Origin of the sequence: Tabrizicola sp. (assembly GCF_016793705.1) — a bacterium.
Lineage (GTDB): Bacteria > Pseudomonadota > Alphaproteobacteria > Rhodobacterales > Rhodobacteraceae > Tabrizicola.
Window position 1 is genome coordinate 25585 of record NZ_JAEULO010000009.1, and the last position, 19028, is coordinate 44612.

The following is a 19028-nucleotide window of genomic DNA, read 5'->3' on the forward strand; positions in this document are numbered from 1 at the left end:
GGAAGCGCTGTTCGCGCAGGCTGTCGGGGTGTCCTGGCCATGGCCAGTTCGTTCCAGCGGCATGGGGTTCGGTGCTGCCAGATAACCAACTAAAAAACCTGACAGGGAGACCAGAATGAAAGACACGACCCATGAAGGCGGCCTGCATTCCGCCGCGCGGATGTATGCCTCGGAATATGCCGACGGCAAGCTCAGCCGTCGCGAGTTTCTGACCCGCACGACGGCGCTAGGCGTCTCGGCCGCCGCCGCCTATGGGCTGATCGGCCTGCCCGCCCCGGCTCAGGCCCAAGAGGCCAAAGCCGGCGGCATGATCCGCGTCGCGATGGAAGTGAAGGGCACCAAGGACCCGCGCCTGGCCGACTGGCCGCAGATCGCCAACATCTACCGCGGCTGGCTGGAATATCTGATCCAGTACAACAACGACGGCACCTTCGAAGGCCGCCTGCTGGAAAGCTGGGAAGCCAACGAGGACGCGACCCAGTACACGCTGAAAATCCGCCCCGGCGTGACCTGGAACAACGGCGAACCCTTCACCGCCGATGACGTGGTGCGCAATTTCGGTCGCTGGACCGACGGCAATGTCGAGGGCAACGCGATGGCCTCGCGCTTCCCGGGCCTCGTGGACGAGGCGACCAAGACCTTGCGCGAGGGCGCGGTGGTCAAGGTCGACGACACGACCGTTCAGTTGAACCTCACCATCTCCGACATCGCCGTGGTGCCGAACCTGGCCGACTACCCGGCTGCGGTGGTGCACTCCTCGTTCAAGGACGGCGAGGATCCGTCCACCAACCCGATCGGCACCGGACCGTATATCCCGCAGGAAGTTTCTGTCGGGCAGAAGGTCGTCCTGGTCCGCGCGCCGAACCACACCTGGTGGGGCGGCACCTCGCCGCTGGACGAAATCCACTACATCGACTTCGGCACCGACCCGGCGGCGATGGTTGCGCTCTTCTCGTCTGACGAGGTCGACAAGAACTACGAATCGGTGGGCGAATTCATCGACATCCTTGATGGCATGGGCCTGGTGAAGGAAGAGCTTGTCACCGCCTCGACCATCGTGGTGCGGATGAACTCGTTGTCGGACCTGTACAAGGACAAGGCGGTTCGATCGGCGGTGCAGCTGGCGGTCGATCCGGCCGTGGTGCTGGAGCTTGGCTACAACAACCTCGGCAAGACCGGCGAAAACCACCACATGTTCCCGATCCATCCGGAATATCCGACGCTGCCGCCGCAGGTGATCAACCCCGCGGGGCTGATGCCGGCGCTGGAAGCAGCGGGGCTGAAGGATGCCGAGTTCGAGGTGATCTCGCTGGATGACGGCTGGGAGGCTGCGACCACTGCTGCGGTGCAGGCCCAGCTCAAGGACGCGGGCATGAATATCAAGCATACGGTCATGCCGGGCTCGACCTTCTGGAACGACTGGCAGAAGTATCCCTTCTCCTCGACGACCTGGAACCACCGCCCGCTTGCGGTGCAGAACATGAGCCTTGCCTACACCTCGACCGGTTCTTGGAACGAGACGGCGATGGCAAACCCAGAGTTCGACACGCTGATGGCTCAGGCCCTTTCCCTGGCCGATGCCGACAAGCGGCGCGAACTGGCGGCGCGGATGGGCACGATCCTGCAAGAGGAAGGCTACATCATCAATCCGTTCTCGCGGTCGCTCTTCAGCCACCACAAGGAAGGCTTCCTGGGGCTGGAGCAACACCCGGCTTTCGAACATCACCACTACAAGTGGTCTATCGCCTGATCGTTCCGATCAGCTGAATCCAGCAAAAAGGGGCGCGCGATGCGCGCCCCTGCCAGAGACGCTTTAGCAAGAGGACCGGCATGGGAAAGTTCGTGCTGCGGCGGCTGGGGGTCATGCTCCTTACAGCCATTGCCTTGACCTTTGTGGTCTTCTACCTGACCAACCTGCCCCCTAATCTTGAGAAACTGGCCCGCACCGAGGGCTCGGTCCGCATGACCGAAGAGGCGGTGCAGGACTGGATCGAACAGAACGGCCATTCCGGGTCGGTGATCGGCCGCTACGGACAATGGCTGGGTGTCGTTCCCGGCTGGACCTACACCGACGAGAAGGGTGACACCCGCGGCCGATGCTTCGCCATCGGCGAGGACGCCGCCAATGCCCCCCGCTATTGCGGCCTGTTGCAGGGTGACTGGGGCTACTCCACCTTCTTCAAGAAACCCGTCGTCGACTCGCTGGGCGAGAAACTTGCCGCGACCGGCTGGCTGATGCTTGCGGTGATGCTGGTCATGGTGCCGACCTCGCTGTTTCTCGGCGTGCTGTCGGGAATGCGTGAAGGCTCGGCCACTGACCGGACGCTCTCGACCTTCTCCATCGCCTCGACCGCCACGCCGGAATATGTGTCCGGTGTGGTGCTGGTCGCGCTTTTTGCCACCGCAGCCACCGGCATCTCGCCGCTGCTGGCCGAATACGGGCTGATCGAGCCGAAGAAGACTCTGTTCCTTGCCTCGGCCACCTCGGCGATGGACGACATCACCTTCTGGAACTTCGCCCTGCCGGTGATGACCATCGCGCTTTACGGCATCGGCTACATCGCCCGGATGACCCGCGCGAGCATGACCGAGGTGATGACCCAGCAATACATCCGCACCGCCCGGCTGAAGGGGGTCCCGTTCCGCACGGTCGTGATGAAACACGCGCTCAGGAATGCGCTGATCGCGCCCTTCACGGTGATCATGCTGCAGTTCCCCTGGCTCCTGAACGGTGTCGTCATCGTCGAAAGCCTGTTCAACTACAAAGGCTTCGGCTGGACGCTGGTCCAGGCGGCCTCGAACAACGACATTCCGCTCCTGCTTGCCTGTTCCTGCGTGGCGGTGGTCGTCGTCCTGCTGACACAGCTGATCTCGGACATCGGCTATGTCTTCCTGAACCCCCGCATCCGGCTGGCCTGAGGGAGGGCGCGCGATGGATTTCCTCACCTGGACCGGAACCGCCGGCACAACCCTGCTCCCCGTCCTGCAACTGGCCGTCGTCGCACTGGCGCTGGCGCTTCTGGCGAAGCTGATCTTTGTGCTCGCGGGCCTCGACACCCCCCGCCTGCCGGGCCCCGATGGTGCCACGACCGGCCGTTCCCCCGGTGACATGGCCGGCATCGCGGCGCGCTACAGCTTCTACGCCGCACTTGCCGCCATTCTCTGCATCCTTGCCGCCGGGGCCGTGATGCCCTCGCCGGTCGAGGCGGGAATCCTTGGCGCCATGGCAGTCCGGTTCTGGCCGGTCTGGCTGGCCTTGATCGCGACCTTCGTCCTGTCGATCCGCTTCCGGCGCAAGCTCGGCCTTTATGGCAAGCTCTTCGATTCCACTGTGGGCATGATCGGCTTCGCCATCGTGATGTTCTGGATCTTCACCGCGATCTTCGCGGGGATGATCGCCACCTATGACCCGTTTTCCCAGATCGCCGGACTGAAGAACGACGCGCCGGGCGTCGCTGTGCCCGATGGCGTCGGCTATGGCTGGTATCTCCTAGGCGGCGACCACCTGGGCCGCGACGTCTTCTCCCGCATGGTGATGGGCGCACGCGAAGTTCTCAAGATCGCCCCCGCCGCCACGCTCTTTGCCTTCATGGTCGGCATCACGCTCGGTCTGCCCGCGGGCTATTTCGGCGGCAAGCTGGACACGGTGATCTCGTTCCTCGCAAACCTCGTCCTCGCCTTCCCGGTGATCCTGCTGTTCTACCTGCTCGTCACACCGGAAATCCGCGACACCGGCATCCCGATTGTCCTGGCAGCACTCCTGTTCATCTTCCCGATCATCTTCCTCTGCACGCTCTGGAACAGCCGCTACTACACCAACCCGCCACGCCGGAACCTCTACGTCGGGATCACCCTCTTGATCGGCCTCTGGGCCTACTCGGGCCTGGCCTTCAACATGGACCCGCTCGGCATCTGGTCGATGGAGCCGAACATGCTGAATGTCTTCGTCTCGGTCGTGTTCGTGAACTCGCCCGGCGTGTTCCGCATCGTCCGGGGCCTGGTGATGGACATCAAGGCACGCGACTATGTGGCGGCAGGCCAGACCCGGGGGGAAGGCCCCTGGTACATCATGCTGTGGGAAATCCTGCCCAACGCCCGCGGACCGCTGATCGTCGACTTCTGCCTTCGTATCGGCTACACCACGATCCTCCTTGGTACGCTCGGCTTCTTCGGCCTTGGCGTCTCGCCCGACAGCCCGGACTGGGGTTCAACCATCGACGATGGCCGCAAACTCCTGAACCTCTACCCGCACCCTGCCCTTGCGCCAGCCCTCGCCCTCATGAGCCTCGTCCTCGGCCTGAATCTCCTCGCCGACGGATTGCGCGAAGAAAGCCTGAAGGATTGATGCCATGACAGCCTCCGACACCTGGGACCCGTCACAACCGATCCTGGAAATCGAGCATCTCTCGATCTCGTTCTTCACCCGGCTGCGGGAAATCCCGGCGGTGATGGACTTCTCCTGCACAGTCATGGCCGGTGAGGCGATGGGCCTCGTCGGCGAAAGCGGTTGCGGCAAGTCCACCGTCGCGCTGGCAGTGATGCGAGAGCTGGGCAAGACGGGCCGGATCGTCGCCGGGTCGATGAAGTTCAAGGGCCGCGACCTGGCGCAGATGGACGACGAGGAGCTGCGGCATATCCGCGGCTCCGAGATCGCGATGATCTACCAGGAGCCGATGGCCTCGCTCAACCCCGCGATGAAAGTCGGCGCGCAACTGGCCGAAGTGCCGATGCTGCATTCCGGCATGTCCAAGGCCGACGCCTGGGCGCTGGCCCGCCAGATCGTCGCCGACGTGCGGCTCCCCGACCCCGACCGCATCATCAACTCCTACCCGCACCAGCTATCGGGCGGCCAGCAGCAGCGCATCGTCATCGCGATGGCGCTGATGGCCAAGCCCGCGCTTCTGATCCTTGACGAACCGACCACCGCGCTGGACGTGACGGTCGAGGCCGGGATCGTCGATCTGGTCAAGGACTTGGGCGAAAAATACGGCACCTCGATGCTGTTCATCAGCCACAACCTCGGCCTGGTGATGGATGTCTGCGACCGGATCTGCGTGATGTATTCCGGCGAGGCGGTCGAGACCGGCAATGTCACCGAAGTCTTCGACAAGATGCGCCACCCCTACACCCAGGCGCTGTTCCGCTCGATCCCGCTGCCCGGCGCCGACAAGAACGCCCGGCCCCTGATTTCCATCCCCGGCAACTTCCCCCTGCCCCATGAACGCCCCAAGGGCTGCAACTTCGGCCCGCGCTGCGACTATTTCCAGCATGGCCGCTGCGACGAGACCGATGTGCCGATGTCGCATATCCCGGGCGATGACCGGCACGACAGCCGCTGCCTGCGCTGGCAGGAAATCGACTGGTCCGCGCCCTCCGCCGCGCGCGAGGTGAAGGAGAAGGCCGAGATCGGACAGGTCGTACTTAAGATGGAGGACCTGCGGAAGTACTACAACGTCTCGACCGGCGCCTTCGGGGGCGGCGCGTCGAAGGTGGTGAAGGCGAACGAGACGCTCTCCTTCGAGGCCCGCGAGGGCGAGACGCTGGCCATCGTCGGCGAATCGGGCTGTGGCAAGTCGACCTTCGCCAAGGTGCTGATGGGGCTGGAAACCGCGACCTCCGGCTCGATCATGCTGTTTGACGAAAACGTTCAGTCGACCCCGATCCAGAAGCGCAACACCGACACCGTCTCCCAGGTGCAGATGGTGTTCCAGAACCCGTTCGACACGCTGAACCCGTCGATGTCGGTCGGCCGCCAGATCATCCGGGCGCTGGAGATCTTCAACTACGGCGCGTCCGACGCCGACCGTCACCAGCGGATGCTGGAACTCCTCGACCTGGTGAAACTGCCCCGGGCCTTCGCCGACCGGATGCCGCGCCAGCTCAGCGGCGGGCAGAAGCAACGCGTCGGCATCGCACGGGCCTTCGCCGGCGGAGCCAAAGTGGTGGTAGCGGACGAGCCCGTCTCGGCGCTGGACGTCAGCGTGCAGGCCGCCGTCACCGACCTTCTCATGGACATCCAGCGCGAGAACCGGACCACGCTTCTCTTCATCAGCCACGACCTCTCCATCGTCCGCTACCTCTCGGACCGGGTGATGGTCATGTATCTCGGTCACGTTGTGGAAATGGGCACGACCGACCAGGTCTTCGCGCCCCCCTACCACCCCTATACCGAGGCACTGCTCTCGGCCGTCCCGATTGCCGACACCAAGGTGGAACGCAAGCGCATCGTGCTGGAAGGCGACATCCCCTCGGCGGTGAACCCGCCGCCCGGCTGCCCGTTCCAGACCCGCTGCCGCTGGAAGTCGCAGGTGACGCCCGCGGGCCTCTGCGACCGCGAAGTGCCGCCGGTGCAGATGCTGGAGGGCGGTCATCAGATCAAGTGCCATCTCTCGCGCGAGGTGCTGGCGACGATGGAACCGGTGATCAAGATCGCAGCGGAGTGAGGGCGACCCGCAGGGCGGGCAAATCTGCCATCGTTCACGGGCCGGTGGGCAGGTTGCCACTCTACCCCAGGATCGCCTTCACATAGCTTTCCGTCTCGGCGAAGGGCGGGATGCCGTCATGCTCTTCCACCGCTGCCGGGCCCGCGTTGTAGGCGGCCAGTGCCAGTTCCCAGGTGCCGAACTTGTCGTACATCATCCGAAGGTAGCGCGCGCCGCCTTCCAGGTTTTCCTCGGCAACGTCGATGTCGACCCCCAGGTGCTTCGCCGTCTCCGGCATCAGTTGCGCAAGCCCCGTCGCGCCCTTGACCGAGACCGCGACCGGGTTCCAGCCGCTTTCCTGCTGCACGAGGCGCAGGAACAGGTCTTCCGGCACGCCATGCTTGCGCGCGGCGGCCTTGGCGACCTCGAGATACTCACCCTTGTAACTGCCGCGATAGGCGGGAATGCCCTCTGCTGCGGCCGTCTCCTCGCCCTTCTTGTACTTGGGCGTGAGCTTGACCGAGCCGGAGTATTGTTTCTTCAGCTTTTTGTCGATCAGGTCGGCCTGCGACTTGAAGATCGCCGTGCGCGATTTGGTCGAACCCGTCAGGTTCAGTCCTTCGGCCAGGGCGCCGACCGGCGCACCCGCCAGCAGCACCGCAACCGCCATCTGGCCAACGATCCGCATGAGCTTTTCCACACCGTCCCTTGCGCACCCGTCGGGTGCGACCCGGGCCGACTATAGCCATTCCGCCCGGATTTTCCAGACCGCTCATGACAGGTATTCCCCACCTGCCGTAGTCTGGTTGCGGCGGGCTGAAAGGACGCTATAGGTTTGTTAACCATCCGAGGGCCAAGCTGCCCCGGACAGCTGCAAGGGAGATTCGCATGGCGGGGTCGGTCAACAAGGTCATTCTCATCGGCAACCTCGGCCGCGACCCCGAGGTGCGCAGTTTCCAGAACGGCGGCAAGGTGGTGAACCTGCGCATCGCCACCTCGGAAACCTGGCGCGACCGCAACTCGGGCGAACGCAAGGAACGCACCGAATGGCACTCGGTCGCGATCTTCAGCGAACCTCTCGCCAAGATCGCCGAGCAGTATCTCAAGAAAGGGAGCACGGTCTACATCGAGGGCTCGCTCGAAACCCGCAAATGGCAGGACCAGTCGGGGCAGGACCGCTACACGACGGAAGTCGTCCTGCGGCCCTATTCCGGCAACCTGACCCTGCTCGGCGGCCGTGGTGACGGCGGTTCGGGTGGCGGCAGTGGCGGCTATGATGACCGGGGCGGCTATGACGAGGGTGGCCAGGGTGGTGGCGGGTCTTCCGGCGGCGGCCGTGGCAGCTATGGCGGCGGTTCGGGCGGCAGCGGCTCGGGCGGTGGCGGCAGCCGGTCCGACATGGACGACGAGATCCCCTTCTGATCGGTCGGATCGTCGCACCGCCCGCAACCATGACCGGCGCCACTGGACCTTGACCGGCCAATCCCTATATAATCGGTCAACATCCCTTGGCACCGAGACGAAGACATGCAGGACCAGACCGAGGTGAGGCCCGAATCCAGAGTCGAGGGCCAGCCGCTCATCAAGCCCTCCACCACCGACCATCCGCTCTATCCGCAGATCGTCGAGGCCTGCCGCACGGTCTTCGACCCCGAGATTCCTGTGAACATCTACGACCTGGGCCTCGTCTACACGATCGAGATCGGGCAGGAGAACGCGGTCGAGATCACCATGACCCTGACCGCCCCCGGCTGCCCGGTGGCGGGCGAGATGCCCGGCTGGGTCGCCAATGCGGTGGAGCCTCTGCCGGGGGTGAAGCAGGTCGACGTCCAGATGACCTTCGACCCGCCTTGGGGCATGGACATGATGTCCGACGAGGCCCGGCTGGAACTGGGGTTCATGTAAGGCAAGGCAATGGCTTTGCGTTGTCGTAATGCAAGCCTATTAATTTGCTTTCTGGTATAGCAAAAGAAAATCCTTGCATTTCTTGCTGGCAAGGCAAATCATTTGCCCGTGTCGCGCATCGTAGCCATCCTGACCGGCGATCTGATCGGATCGACCAGTGCCCGCCCGGGAATTGTGGACGGCACAATGGCGCTTATCCAACACTGCGCGACTCAGATTGAAGGGCCAACAGATTTCACGCGTTTTCGCGGTGATGGCTGGCAGATGCGTCTGGTGCAACCGGGCGATTGTCTCTGGGCCTGCCTGCTGATCCTGGCACGGCTGCGCGCTCAAGAAGGTGCGCTGGGCACCCGCATTGCCGTCGGCATCGGCGAGGAATACCCCACGGATGCAAGCGATCTGTCCACCGCAATGGGCCCCGCCTTCACCGCTTCGGGCCGGGCGCTGGAACAGATGAAGCCGGACCGGCTTTTGACGCTCGACGGTCCGAAAGGCAGCATCGACGCCTTTCGCAAGCTGGCCTTCGTGATCGCCGGAGACCTAGCAGGCCGCTGGAGCGTCAGCCAGGCGGAAGCGATGGCGCTGAAACTGGATGTCGACAGCCCGGCCGGCGACCGCGAATCCAACGACAGGATCGCCCGGCAGCTGGGCATTACCCGTCAGGCGGTCGACGCCAGGTTGAAGGCAGCGGACTACCCGATCCTGAACGATGCAATCGAAGCCTTCCTCCAGGCCTACAACGGTGAGGCGAAGCATGCCTGAAACCTTCGCAGCCCTCCTCTTTGCCCACACGCTCGCCGATTTCGTCTTCCAGACCAACTGGATGGTGGTGAACAAGCGCAACCCCCTCGCGCTGGGCCTGCATGGGCTGATCGTCTACGCCACCGCTGTGGCGGCCACCGGCTCGGTCCACCCGATGCTGCTGGCCCTCGCCCTGATCCACGTCGGCATAGACGTCGGCAAGCTTGTCCTGTCCGCCGTCTGGAAGACCTCCGGCGGCTTCGGCCCCTTCATGATCGACCAGGCGCTGCATCTTGCCAGCCTCGTTGCCCTGACGCTCTGGCTGCCCGACCTCTGGGAGCAGGGCCTCTGGACGCCCGGAGCCCTTGTCACCGGCGATGACAGCGGCATCCTCGGGACCGGTCTCTGGTCAAGCGAAACCGCGCTACCCGTCAGCCACCTGCCTGCGCTGATGGTGCTCCTGACCGGCCTGATTCTGGCCACCCGCGCCGGCGGCTTCGCGGTCGGCCTTCTGATGGAGCCCTTCGCCCCCCATCTCGGCAAGGGCGATGCCGGGAAAAGCCTGCCCGGCGCGGGCCGCGTCATCGGCCATCTGGAGCGCGGGCTGATCTTCGCCCTGGTCATGTTCGGCCAGGCGCAGGGCGTGGGCCTTCTGATCGCCGCGAAATCCATCCTGCGCTTCGGCGCGGTCAAGGATGATCGCCGCCTGTCGGAATATGTCATCATCGGCACGCTCGCCTCGTTCGGCTGGGCGCTGATCGTCGCCTACGCCACGCTTGTCGGCCTTGCCGCATTCCCCCCGCTTGGAATCCCAGCCGCGACACCCTAAGTTATCGCCAAAGGAGCCACCCCCATGTTCGGCATTCCCGGCAAAGCCGCTGTCACCCTGACCCCCGCCGCCAGCCGCCAGATCACGCGGCTGATGCAGCGCGAGGGGTCGCAGGGTCTGCGCATCGGCGTCAAGAAGGGCGGCTGCGCGGGCATGGAATACACCATGGAATATGTCGACTCGGTCAATCCGCTGGACGAGGTTGTCGACCAGGACGGTGCCCGGGTGATGATCGCGCCCATGGCGCAGATGTTCCTTTTCGGGACCGAGATCGACTATGAAACCGGCCTCGTCGAAAGCGGCTTCAAGTTCCGCAACCCCAACGTGGTCGAGGCCTGCGGTTGCGGCGAGTCGATCAAGTTCCGCGATACGCCCGCCGTCTGATCGACGATAAATCCCCTGCCAACGACAGATTGTTCGCGATCGGAAGCCTTTTCCTTTCGCCCCATACACGCTAGGCGTGTCCGGAAGCGCAAAAGGAAACGCAGCATGAAGAAACTCGCCGCCGGGAACTGGAAGATGAATGGCACCAAGGCCTCGCTGGCCGAGGTCACGGCGCTTCTCGCCGCGCACCCTGCCCCGGCCTGCGAGATGCTCCTCTGCCCCCCCGCCACGCTGATCGCCCGGATGGCTGAGGCCGCGAAAGGCTCGGCCCTGAAGGTCGGCGCGCAGGATTGCCATGCGAAACCGCAGGGCGCCCACACCGGGGACATCTCTGTGTCCATGCTGAAGGACGCGGGCGCGACCTACGTGATTCTTGGCCACTCCGAACGCCGCACCGATCACGGCGAGACCGACGCCCAGGTCCGCGCCAAGGCCGAGGCGGTGGTCGAAGCCGGTCTCGTGGCCATCGTCTGCATCGGCGAAACCGAGGCCGAGCATGATGCGGGCAAGACGCTGGCAGTGATCGGCAACCAGATCGACGGCTCCATCCCCATGGGTGCGACAGCGGCGAACCTTGTGGTGGCCTATGAACCCGTCTGGGCCATCGGGACCGGGCGCACGCCGACGCTGGCGGAAATCGGGGAAGTGCACAGTTTCCTGCGGGGTCGGCTGCGCGGCCTGATCGGGGACGAGGCCGCGGGCGTCCGCATCCTTTACGGCGGCTCGGTCAAGCCCTCGAACGCCACCGAGATCTTCGCCGTGCCGCATGTCGATGGCGCGCTGGTGGGCGGCGCAAGCCTAAAGGCCACCGATTTCGGCGCCATCGTCGCGGCACTCTCGGCCGCCTGACGACCTCTCCCTGTCGCTGACGGGCCAGCCGAGCCCGCCCTGCCCGCCTAGGCTGGCCCGATGACAACTTTCGATACGACGACGCGTGGCAACCTGATCGCGTCAAACCTGATCTGCCTGGCCTCGATGGTGATCTGGGCCAGCGGCCTGCCTGCAGCCGATCTGATCATCCCGCACATGCCGCCGGTGGCGCTGACCGCCGCTCGTGCGCTGCTGGCGGCGGCGGTGCTGCTGCCGGTCTGGTGGATCGTCGAGGGCAAGGCGGTCGTGCTGGGCGCCAACTGGATGAAGGGTGCGTGGGTCGGTTTTGTCACCCTCGGGCTCGCCTCGTTCTTCGTCATCATCGCGCTGCGCTACAACGATCCCGTCACCGTCGCCATCGTCAGTGCGATCATGCCGGTGATTGGCATCCTGCTGGAATGCGTGGCCGACCACCGCCCATTCACCCGCGCACTGGCTGCCGGGCTGGTCCTGTCGGTGGCCGGCGGCCTCATCGCCGTCAACGGAGCAGAGGGCGAGGTCAGCTTGGGCATCGGCGTCCTCGCCGCTCTCATTTCGGTCGCGCTTTACACCTGGGGCTCGCGCGAGACGGTGAAGGCATTTCCCGACCTCACCCCTCTCGGCCGCAGCACGATCACCATCGCCGGGGGCGCGATCGTCGCCACCCTTGCCGCTCTCGCCGACGGGGTGTTGCGCGGCGAGTGGCCAGACTGGGGCGCCATAGGCTGGCCGGAGTTCGGTGGACTTGCTGCCTTCGGGATCGGTTCGATGGCCATCGCCCAGCTTCTCTGGATACTCTCGGTCGGCAGGATCGGAATCGGCGCGGCCTCGATGCACATGAACGCGGTGCCGTTCTACGTCATGCTCATCGTCTTCCTCGCGGGCGGCCCCTGGAACTGGTGGCAGACGCTCGGCGCCGCCATCGTTGTGACCGGTGCGGCCATCGCGCAAGGTCTCCTGGGCGGGACACGGCGATGATCGAGCTTGCGCAATCGCCCAAGGACCCGGCCTTCGTCCAGGATCCCTATCCGTTCTACGAACGCGCCCGCGCCGCCGGCCCCTTCTTCCGCTGGGCCGACTACGACCTGACCTGCACCGGCAATTCGGCGGCGGTGAATGCCATCTTCCGCGACCGCCGCTTCGGCCGCGAGCCGGTGGAGCCCCCCGTCATCCCGCCGCATCTCGCCCCGTTCTACGCCGTTGAGGCGCATTCCATGCTGGAGCTGGAGCCGCCCCGCCACACCCGCCTGCGCAACCTCGTCCTGCGCGCCTTCACCTCGCGCCGGATCGCTGGCCTTGCGCCCGACATCACCGCGCTGGCGACCGAACTCGTCGAAGCCCTCCCTGAAGGCGAGTTCGACCTCCTGCAAGCCTTCGCCCAACCGCTCCCCGTCCGCATCATCGCCCGCCTCCTCGGCGTTCCGGAAGAGATGGCCCCCGACCTCCTGCGCTGGTCGAACGCGATGGTCGGCATGTACATGGCCGGCCGCACCCGCGCGATGGAGGACCGCGCCGTCGCCGCCACCGAAGCCTTCGTCGCCTTCCTGCGCGCCTATGTCGAGGACCGCCGCGCCCGCCCCGCCGACGACCTGATCACCCAGCTCATCGCCGCCGAAAGCGAGGGTGAGAAGCTTTCGACCGACGAGTTGATCGCCACCTGCATCCTCCTCCTCAACGCGGGCCACGAGGCCACTGTTCACACCATCGGCAACGGGGTGAAGACGCTCGTGGAAACCCGGACGTCCCTGACCGCCCTCGCCCCCGACAGCGCGGAAGGAACCGTCGAGGAAATCCTCCGCTACGACCCCGCGCTGCATATGTTCACCCGCTGGGCCTATGAGGATATCGAGGTCATGGGCCACAGATTCCGCCGTGGCGACCGGGTTGGCCTCCTCCTCGCCGCTGCCAACCGCGACCCCGGGGTCTGGGATCAGCCCGCCCGCTTCAACCCCTCACGCCCGATCAAACCGCTCGCCACCTTCGGCGCCGGGCTCCACTTCTGCGTCGGCGCCCCCCTCGCCCGGCTGGAATTGCAGATCGCCCTGCCGATCCTCTTCCAGTACCACCCGAACCTCGCTCTCGCCGCCAAGCCCGAATACGCCGACGTCTACCACTTCCACGGCCTCAGTGAGTTGCGCGTCACCGCCTGAACTTTCATCTTTGCCCAAATACCCCCGCCGGAGGTTCCTGCCCTCATACCGGCAGTACGGTCGTCGACTTGATCTCCTCCATGCTCAGAAGCGCCGTCACGTTGTAGATGCGCACCTCCGAGATCAGCGCCTGGTAGAACGTGTCATAGGCCCGCGCGTTCTTCACCCGCACTTTCAGGATATAGTCGATGTCCCCCGCCAGCCGGTGCGCCTCCAGCACCTCAGGCCGCTCGCGCAAGGCCTTCAGGAACCGCCGCTGCCATTCTGCCTCATGCTCCGAAGTGCGGATCAACACGAAGAAACAGGCCTCCAGCCCCAAGGCCTCGGCATCCAGGATCGCGGTCGTCCGGGTGATCACCCCCTGCTCGCGCATCCGCCGGATCCGGTTCCACACGGGGGTCTTCGACGACCCCACCTTCCGTGCGATCTCGTCCAGCGACTGTTCGGCATCCTGTTGCAGTTCGGACAGGATTTTCCGGTCCAGATCGTCCAGCGCGGCGGTCATTCCTGATTTCCCCCATATCCCGGAACAGCGGTTTTCATCCCCGCCAGTATCGGAACACGCATCCTTATCTGCAAGGGCCACTGGTCCTTTGCAGGGAAAATATTCTATATTCCAGGGAACATTCCTTGGCCAAGGATCCCGAAGATGAGCCGCCGCTTCACGCCCAAGATCGTGACCGCAAACCGCCTGCGCGAAGGCGATGTGGTCTATCTGACCGCCGACGACCGCTGGTCCGCCTTCCACAACGAGGCCGAGCTGATCGAGGACGAGGCCCATGCCCAGCTTCGCCTCCTCCATGCGGCGGCGCAGAAACTGCTTGTGGTCGGCCCCTATCTGGCCGATGCAAAGCCGGGCGCGAATGGCCCCGAGCCCACGCATTTCCGCGAGGAATTCCGCACCCGCGGCCCCTCGAACTACAACCACGGCAAGCAAGCCGACCTCGCGAGCTGACCTGCATGTATTCCTACTCCGACTTCGACGAAGCCTTCGTCCGCACCCGCGTCGCGCAGTTCACCAATCAGGTCGAACGTCGGCTGGACGGCTCGCTGACCGAGGATGAGTTCCGCCCGCTGCGACTGATGAACGGGCTCTACCTTCAACTGCATGCCTACATGCTGCGGATCGCGATCCCCTATGGCTCGCTGAACCCGGGCCAGATGCGCCAGCTCGCCCATATCGCCGACACCTGGGACAAGGGCTACGGCCATTTCACCACCCGGCAGAACATCCAGTTCAACTGGCCGAAACTGCCCGACGTGCCCGCGATCCTTGGGGCGCTGGCCGATGTCGAGATGCACGCGATCCAGACGAGCGGAAACTGCGTCAGGAACGTCACCGCCGACCATTTCGCCGGAGCCGCCGCAGACGAGATCGCAGATCCGCGTCCTTATGCTGAGCTGCTGCGCCAGTGGTCGATGGACCACCCGGAATTCCAGTTCCTGCCGCGCAAGTTCAAGATCGCCATCACCGGCAGCCCGAACGACCGCGCCGTGACCCGCGCGCATGACATCGGCCTGCGCATGGTCCGCAATGCCGCCGGTGAGCCCGGCTTCGAGGTGATCGTCGGCGGGGGTCTCGGTCGTACACCCATGGTCGGAATGACCGTCCGCGATTTCCTGCCCGAAGCCGACCTTCTGCCGTATGTCGAGGCGGTGCTCAGCGTCTACAACACGCTCGGCCGCCGCGACAACAAGTACAAGGCGCGGATCAAGATCACCCTGCACGAGACCGGCAAGGACGAGATCACCCGCATGGTCGAGGCGGAATTCGCCCGCCTGCGCCCGCTCTTCGGCGGCAACGACCAGAAGCTTCTGGCCGACATCCGCGAAGCCTTCGCCCCCCCCGCCTTTCGCGACGCTCCGATCGATGCCTATGACGCCTTCTACTCCGCCGACCCGGTGTTCCGGGCCTGGGCAGACACCAACCTCACCCGGCATCGCAACGACCAGTATGCCATCGTCACCGTCAGCCTGAAGGCCCATGGCAAGACCCCGGGCGATGCGACCTCTGCCCAGATGCGCCTTCTGGCCGATCTGGCCGAGCGCTACGGCCACAGCGACCTGCGCATCAGCCATGAGCAGAACGTCATCCTGCCGCATGTCCACAAGTCCGACCTGCCCACGCTGCACGCCGCACTGGTGCAGGCGGGCCTTGGCACCGCCAATGTCGGGCTCCTCTCCGACATCATCGCCTGCCCCGGCATGGATTATTGCGCGCTGGCCACCGCCCGGTCGATTCCGGTCGCGCAGGAGCTGGCCAGCCATTTCGAGGCGCTCAAGCTGGAGCATGAGATCGGTCCGCTGAAGATCAAGATTTCCGGCTGCATCAACGCCTGCGGACACCACCATGTCGGGCATATCGGCATCCTCGGCCTCGACCGGGCGGGGGTGGAGAACTACCAGATCACCCTCGGCGGCGACGGCACCGAGGATGCGGTGATCGGCGAGAAGACCGGGCCGGGCTTTGCCTATGATGAGATCGTGCCCGCCATCGAACGCATCCTGCGCGCCTATCTCGGGTTGCGGCTGGAACCGTCCGAGACCTTCCTGCAAGCCTTCAAGCGGGTCGGGATGGACCCGTTCAAGGCGGCACTCTACGAGACGGAAGGCGCGCAACATGCCGCGTGACGGGCGCCACGAAGGCCCCGTCGCCGACCGGGTCGCCACGCTGAACGCGCGCTACAAGCACCATTCCGCGACGGCGGTGCTGGAGCACGCGCTGGGGGACGAGGACCTGGGCCGGGTGGCGCTGGTCTCCTCCTTCGGGGCGGAATCGGTGGTGCTTCTGCACCTCGTCAGCGTCATCGCACCCGAGACGCCGGTCCTCTTCATCGACACAAGGATGCTCTTCCAGGAAACGCTCGACTACCAGCGCGACCTGGCCGAGAAGCTGCATCTCTGCGACATCCGCACCATCCGCGCCAACCCCGCCCGGGTGAATTTCGAGGACCCGGACGGCACGCTGCACCAGTTCTCGACCGACAGCTGCTGCAACATCCGCAAGGTCGAACCCCTGGAACGCGCGCTCTCGAAGTTCGACGGCTGGATCACCGGCCGCAAGCGGTTCCAGAACGCCGACCGCGGCACGATCGACTTTTTCGAGAACGAGGGCGACTTCCGCATCAAGGTCAACCCACTGGCGCACTGGGGTCGCGAGGACCTTGAGGAATACATGGTGGAAAACCGCCTGCCGCGGCACCCGCTGGTTGCCAAGGGCTACCCTTCCATCGGCTGCGCGCCCTGCACCAGCCCGGTGAAGCCGGGTGAAGATCCCCGCGCGGGCCGTTGGCGCGGGCAGTCCAAGACCGAGTGCGGCATCCATTTCATCGACGGCAAGGCCGTGCGTGCACCGAAGGAGAACGCGGCATGAGCGAGCCCTCCACCACCATCATCGTGACCGACGCGGGCTTCACTCCCGCCCCCGCGCGTGAGATCGTCGCGCTGGCCGACCTGGCCGACCAGACCTCGGTCGACCTGTCGAACACCGACGACCCCGAGGCGCTGGTCGGGCGGCTGGATCAGTTGACCCTGATCCGGGTGGCCTTCCCGGCCTTCAACGACGGCCGCGCCTTCACCATCGCCCGGAAGCTTAGGATGCTGGGCTACACCGGCCAGCTTCTGGCCCTTGGCCCGGTCATCGCCGACCAGTACGCCATGCTGCGCCGGGTCGGCTTCGACGGCGCCGAGATTCCGGCCGAGATCGCCGCGCGCCAGCCCGCCGAACAGTGGCAGTTCCGGGCCGCCGACTGGCAGGCGAACCACTACCAGGCCCGGCTCCGCGCCTGATCTCCCGCGATCCAATTCGCCGCAGCGGGAAGGCTTCCCTTGCCGCCGCCGCTCGCCTATGGAGGGGCGAAACGATGAACGAGACCGTGACGATGGACACCGCCGCAGCGAAACCCCACCTGCCCGACGCGCAGACCGTGACTTCCGTCACCCACTGGACCGACCGGCTGTTCTCGTTCCGGGTCACGCGCCCGGCATCCCTGCGCTTCCGCTCGGGCGAGTTCGTGATGATCGGACTTCTGGGCGACACCGGGAAGCCGCTGCTCAGGGCCTATTCCATCGCCTCGCCCAGCTGGGACGAAGAGCTGGAGTTCTACTCGATCAAGGTGCCGGACGGGCCGCTGACCTCGAAGCTCCAGCATATCAAGGTGGGGGACGAGATCATCCTGCGGCCGAAGCCGGTGGGGACGCTGGTCCATGATGCCCTGCTGCCGGGAAGCCGGATCTGGTTCCTCGCGACCGGGACCGGGATCGCGCCCTTTGCCAGCCTGATGCGCGACCCGGAGACCTACGACAAGTATGACCAGGTCATCATGATGCACACCTGCCGCGAGGTGGCGGAGCTGGAGTATGGGCGGCGGCTGGTGGAGAGCCTGAAGGATGATCCGCTGATCGGCGAGATGGTGGGGGAGAAGCTGCTCTACTATCCGACGACGACCCGCGAGGCTTCGGAGCGGATGGGGCGGATCACCGACAACCTGACCAGCGGCAAGGTCTTCGCCGACCTTGGCCTCGCCCCGATGGACCCCGAGGAAGACCGGGCCATGGTCTGCGGGAGCCTGGCCTTCAACCACGACGTCAAGGCGGTGCTGGAGAAGTTCGGGCTGCGGGAGGGGGCCAATTCGGAGCCCTTGGAATATGTGGTCGAGAAGGCCTTCGTGGGCGACGGAATCTGACTCTGTCCACGGTGGACATTTTCAGAGTATATAGCGCCTACAAAGACTTACGAAATTCCGTTAGGGTGGTCTTAACTTTTGATTTCGAAGCGCCGCGGGCAAGTCCCGCGGCCTTTTGCATGGCGCTGCGAAACTCCGACCGCGCGCAAAGGAAAAGGCCGCAAGGGTTCCCCCTCGCGGCCTTCAGGTTTCGACGGACGCCGAAGATCACATGCCGAGTGCGGTCTTGACCTGCGCGATGGTGTCGGCAACCAGCGCCGGGTTGGCCTTGGCGGCATCCACGGCGGTCTTCAGCGTGGCCTTGGTCGCGTCGTCGAGCGTCGAGCCGTCGATCAGCGCCACGACGGCGTCGGCGTTGAAGTTCGCCGGATCAAGCGCGGCAGCGGCATCGGTCGCAGCGGCGGCAGCGTCGGTGGCAGCTTCGGTGGTGGCGGCAGCTGCGTCGGTTGCAGCTTCGGTTGCCTCCGTCGCGGCTTCGGTCGCAGCCTCGGTGGTGGCCGCGGCAGCATCGGTCGCGGCTTCGGTCGTCGCAGCGGCAGCGGCGGCGGCCTCGTCAGCCGCCTTCTGGGCAGCAGCAGCGTCTTCAGCGGCCTTCGCGGCGGCAGCCTCTTCGGCAGCCTTGGCGGCGGCGGCCTGCTCGGCAGCAGCCTCCTGGTTCGGCTTGTAGCTGAACTGGTACCAGCCGCCCGCAGCCAGAAGGACGACGATGGCGCCGATGATAACGGTTCTGTTCATGTCATATACTCCCATGACCGGAGCTAGCGCCCGGATGCGGGTCATATGGCAGCTTGGCCGGGAAATGAAAAGGGTGCTGCGATGCAGCACGACGAAAAACGCCGGAAACATGCGGAATTCTGGACCTCAGGCGGCGCAGCCGGGTTGCAGAGCAGCACGCCCGCGTCTAGATTGCCGCCGCACATTGAACCATCAAAGGACGACTACCATAGCCCGCAGACCGCACAATGCCCCGCCGCAACGCGAAACCGGTCCCCGCATCAACGACCGCATCCGCGCTCCGGAAATCCGCCTGATCGGTGCGGATGGCGAGAATGTCGGGGTCGTG

Annotated in this window: 20 protein-coding genes; 17 read left to right on the forward strand and 3 right to left on the reverse strand. The window is 65.2% G+C overall.

Features of this window, described 5'->3' with window-relative positions; translation table 11 throughout:
* Positions 1 to 115: 115 nt before the first annotated feature.
* The 4 genes from JNJ68_RS01930 (at position 116) to JNJ68_RS01945 (ending at position 6443) form a co-directional block, all read left to right on the forward strand.
* Entirely contained in the window at positions 116 to 1750 is a 1635-nt protein-coding gene (locus JNJ68_RS01930; RefSeq protein WP_294978233.1) for an ABC transporter substrate-binding protein, read from the forward strand.
* Between the two features lie 80 nt (positions 1751 to 1830).
* The gene (locus JNJ68_RS01935; protein WP_294978235.1) at positions 1831 to 2919 is read left to right on the forward strand and encodes an ABC transporter permease; all 1089 of its coding nucleotides are present in this window, start codon (positions 1831 to 1833) and stop codon (positions 2917 to 2919) included.
* A gap of 13 nt (positions 2920 to 2932) precedes the next feature.
* Positions 2933 to 4345, forward strand: coding sequence for an ABC transporter permease (locus tag JNJ68_RS01940; RefSeq protein ID WP_294978237.1), 1413 nt, complete (start codon positions 2933 to 2935; stop codon positions 4343 to 4345).
* Positions 4346 to 4349: 4 nt separating this feature from the next.
* Positions 4350 to 6443, forward strand: a complete 2094-nt coding sequence (locus tag JNJ68_RS01945) for an ABC transporter ATP-binding protein (protein WP_294978239.1) — start codon at positions 4350 to 4352, stop codon at positions 6441 to 6443.
* Between the two features lie 61 nt (positions 6444 to 6504).
* Here JNJ68_RS01945 and JNJ68_RS01950 read toward each other — a convergent pair whose 3' ends face one another.
* Positions 6505 to 7110 carry a lytic transglycosylase domain-containing protein gene (locus JNJ68_RS01950; protein WP_294978241.1) on the reverse strand — a complete coding sequence of 202 codons (606 nt, stop codon included), beginning with the start codon at positions 7108 to 7110 and terminating at the stop codon, positions 6505 to 6507.
* A 200-nt stretch (positions 7111 to 7310) separates the two neighbouring features.
* Here JNJ68_RS01950 and ssb point away from each other — a divergent pair, with 200 nt between their 5' ends.
* The 8 genes from ssb to JNJ68_RS01990 all read left to right on the forward strand — a co-directional run bounded on the left by ssb (position 7311) and on the right by JNJ68_RS01990 (position 13280).
* Positions 7311 to 7844 carry a single-stranded DNA-binding protein gene (ssb, locus tag JNJ68_RS01955; protein WP_294978243.1) on the forward strand — a complete coding sequence of 178 codons (534 nt, stop codon included), beginning with the start codon at positions 7311 to 7313 and terminating at the stop codon, positions 7842 to 7844.
* Between the two features lie 105 nt (positions 7845 to 7949).
* The gene (locus JNJ68_RS01960; RefSeq protein ID WP_294978246.1) at positions 7950 to 8327 is read left to right on the forward strand and encodes an SUF system Fe-S cluster assembly protein; all 378 of its coding nucleotides are present in this window, start codon (positions 7950 to 7952) and stop codon (positions 8325 to 8327) included.
* Between the two features lie 108 nt (positions 8328 to 8435).
* Positions 8436 to 9089: a hypothetical protein gene (locus tag JNJ68_RS01965; protein WP_294978248.1), complete on the forward strand. Its 654-nt coding sequence runs from the start codon at positions 8436 to 8438 to the stop codon at positions 9087 to 9089.
* The gene (locus JNJ68_RS01970; RefSeq protein ID WP_294978250.1) at positions 9082 to 9897 is read left to right on the forward strand and encodes a DUF3307 domain-containing protein; all 816 of its coding nucleotides are present in this window, start codon (positions 9082 to 9084) and stop codon (positions 9895 to 9897) included. Before JNJ68_RS01965 ends, JNJ68_RS01970 begins: the two co-directional genes overlap by 8 nt.
* A 24-nt stretch (positions 9898 to 9921) precedes the next feature.
* Positions 9922 to 10281: an iron-sulfur cluster assembly accessory protein gene (locus JNJ68_RS01975; RefSeq protein WP_294978252.1), complete on the forward strand. Its 360-nt coding sequence runs from the start codon at positions 9922 to 9924 to the stop codon at positions 10279 to 10281.
* 105 nt (positions 10282 to 10386) lie between these two features.
* Positions 10387 to 11130 carry a triose-phosphate isomerase gene (gene tpiA / locus JNJ68_RS01980; RefSeq protein WP_294978254.1) on the forward strand — a complete coding sequence of 248 codons (744 nt, stop codon included), beginning with the start codon at positions 10387 to 10389 and terminating at the stop codon, positions 11128 to 11130.
* A gap of 60 nt (positions 11131 to 11190) precedes the next feature.
* Positions 11191 to 12108 (forward strand): DMT family transporter, encoded by a 918-nt coding sequence (locus JNJ68_RS01985; RefSeq protein ID WP_294978256.1) that lies wholly within the window; start codon positions 11191 to 11193, stop codon positions 12106 to 12108.
* Positions 12105 to 13280, forward strand: a complete 1176-nt coding sequence (locus JNJ68_RS01990; protein ID WP_294978259.1) for a cytochrome P450 — start codon at positions 12105 to 12107, stop codon at positions 13278 to 13280. Before JNJ68_RS01985 ends, JNJ68_RS01990 begins: the two co-directional genes overlap by 4 nt.
* 43 nt (positions 13281 to 13323) lie before the next feature.
* Here the strand turns inward: JNJ68_RS01990 and JNJ68_RS01995 are convergent, their stop codons facing one another.
* Positions 13324 to 13785 carry an Lrp/AsnC family transcriptional regulator gene (locus JNJ68_RS01995; protein ID WP_294978261.1) on the reverse strand — a complete coding sequence of 154 codons (462 nt, stop codon included), beginning with the start codon at positions 13783 to 13785 and terminating at the stop codon, positions 13324 to 13326.
* A 144-nt stretch (positions 13786 to 13929) separates the two neighbouring features.
* Between JNJ68_RS01995 and JNJ68_RS02000 the strand changes: the two genes are divergently transcribed.
* The 5 genes from JNJ68_RS02000 (at position 13930) to JNJ68_RS02020 (ending at position 17965) form a co-directional block, all read left to right on the forward strand.
* Positions 13930 to 14235 carry a DUF2849 domain-containing protein gene (locus JNJ68_RS02000; protein WP_294978263.1) on the forward strand — a complete coding sequence of 102 codons (306 nt, stop codon included), beginning with the start codon at positions 13930 to 13932 and terminating at the stop codon, positions 14233 to 14235.
* 5 nt (positions 14236 to 14240) lie between these two features.
* On the forward strand, positions 14241 to 15911 hold the full coding sequence (locus JNJ68_RS02005; RefSeq protein ID WP_294978265.1) for a nitrite/sulfite reductase: 1671 nt from the start codon (positions 14241 to 14243) through the stop codon (positions 15909 to 15911).
* Complete coding sequence (locus JNJ68_RS02010; RefSeq protein WP_294978268.1) at positions 15901 to 16653, forward strand: phosphoadenylyl-sulfate reductase; 753 nt, start codon at positions 15901 to 15903, stop codon at positions 16651 to 16653. The genes JNJ68_RS02005 and JNJ68_RS02010 overlap by 11 nt, the downstream gene beginning before the upstream one ends.
* Positions 16650 to 17069, forward strand: a complete 420-nt coding sequence (locus JNJ68_RS02015) for a DUF934 domain-containing protein (protein ID WP_294978270.1) — start codon at positions 16650 to 16652, stop codon at positions 17067 to 17069. Before JNJ68_RS02010 ends, JNJ68_RS02015 begins: the two co-directional genes overlap by 4 nt.
* Before the next feature lie 74 nt (positions 17070 to 17143).
* Positions 17144 to 17965: a ferredoxin--NADP reductase gene (locus JNJ68_RS02020; protein ID WP_294978273.1), complete on the forward strand. Its 822-nt coding sequence runs from the start codon at positions 17144 to 17146 to the stop codon at positions 17963 to 17965.
* Between the two features lie 207 nt (positions 17966 to 18172).
* Here the strand turns inward: JNJ68_RS02020 and JNJ68_RS02025 are convergent, their stop codons facing one another.
* Complete coding sequence (locus tag JNJ68_RS02025) at positions 18173 to 18700, reverse strand: hypothetical protein (RefSeq protein WP_294978276.1); 528 nt, start codon at positions 18698 to 18700, stop codon at positions 18173 to 18175.
* Positions 18701 to 19028 lie beyond the last annotated feature (328 nt).

Coding starts and splice junctions, on each gene's coding strand:
- JNJ68_RS01930 (WP_294978233.1), top strand. CDS start 116: ATGAAAGACACGACCCATGAAGGCGGCCTGCATTCCGCCGCGCGGATG.
- JNJ68_RS01935 (WP_294978235.1), top strand. CDS start 1,831: ATGGGAAAGTTCGTGCTGCGGCGGCTGGGGGTCATGCTCCTTACAGCC.
- JNJ68_RS01940 (WP_294978237.1), top strand. CDS start 2,933: ATGGATTTCCTCACCTGGACCGGAACCGCCGGCACAACCCTGCTCCCC.
- JNJ68_RS01945 (WP_294978239.1), top strand. CDS start 4,350: ATGACAGCCTCCGACACCTGGGACCCGTCACAACCGATCCTGGAAATC.
- JNJ68_RS01950 (WP_294978241.1), bottom strand. CDS start 7,110: ATGCGGATCGTTGGCCAGATGGCGGTTGCGGTGCTGCTGGCGGGTGCG.
- ssb (WP_294978243.1), top strand. CDS start 7,311: ATGGCGGGGTCGGTCAACAAGGTCATTCTCATCGGCAACCTCGGCCGC.
- JNJ68_RS01960 (WP_294978246.1), top strand. CDS start 7,950: ATGCAGGACCAGACCGAGGTGAGGCCCGAATCCAGAGTCGAGGGCCAG.
- JNJ68_RS01970 (WP_294978250.1), top strand. CDS start 9,082: ATGCCTGAAACCTTCGCAGCCCTCCTCTTTGCCCACACGCTCGCCGAT.
- JNJ68_RS01975 (WP_294978252.1), top strand. CDS start 9,922: ATGTTCGGCATTCCCGGCAAAGCCGCTGTCACCCTGACCCCCGCCGCC.
- tpiA (WP_294978254.1), top strand. CDS start 10,387: ATGAAGAAACTCGCCGCCGGGAACTGGAAGATGAATGGCACCAAGGCC.
- JNJ68_RS01985 (WP_294978256.1), top strand. CDS start 11,191: ATGACAACTTTCGATACGACGACGCGTGGCAACCTGATCGCGTCAAAC.
- JNJ68_RS01990 (WP_294978259.1), top strand. CDS start 12,105: ATGATCGAGCTTGCGCAATCGCCCAAGGACCCGGCCTTCGTCCAGGAT.
- JNJ68_RS01995 (WP_294978261.1), bottom strand. CDS start 13,785: ATGACCGCCGCGCTGGACGATCTGGACCGGAAAATCCTGTCCGAACTG.
- JNJ68_RS02000 (WP_294978263.1), top strand. CDS start 13,930: ATGAGCCGCCGCTTCACGCCCAAGATCGTGACCGCAAACCGCCTGCGC.
- JNJ68_RS02005 (WP_294978265.1), top strand. CDS start 14,241: ATGTATTCCTACTCCGACTTCGACGAAGCCTTCGTCCGCACCCGCGTC.
- JNJ68_RS02010 (WP_294978268.1), top strand. CDS start 15,901: ATGCCGCGTGACGGGCGCCACGAAGGCCCCGTCGCCGACCGGGTCGCC.
- JNJ68_RS02015 (WP_294978270.1), top strand. CDS start 16,650: ATGAGCGAGCCCTCCACCACCATCATCGTGACCGACGCGGGCTTCACT.
- JNJ68_RS02020 (WP_294978273.1), top strand. CDS start 17,144: ATGAACGAGACCGTGACGATGGACACCGCCGCAGCGAAACCCCACCTG.
- JNJ68_RS02025 (WP_294978276.1), bottom strand. CDS start 18,700: ATGAACAGAACCGTTATCATCGGCGCCATCGTCGTCCTTCTGGCTGCG.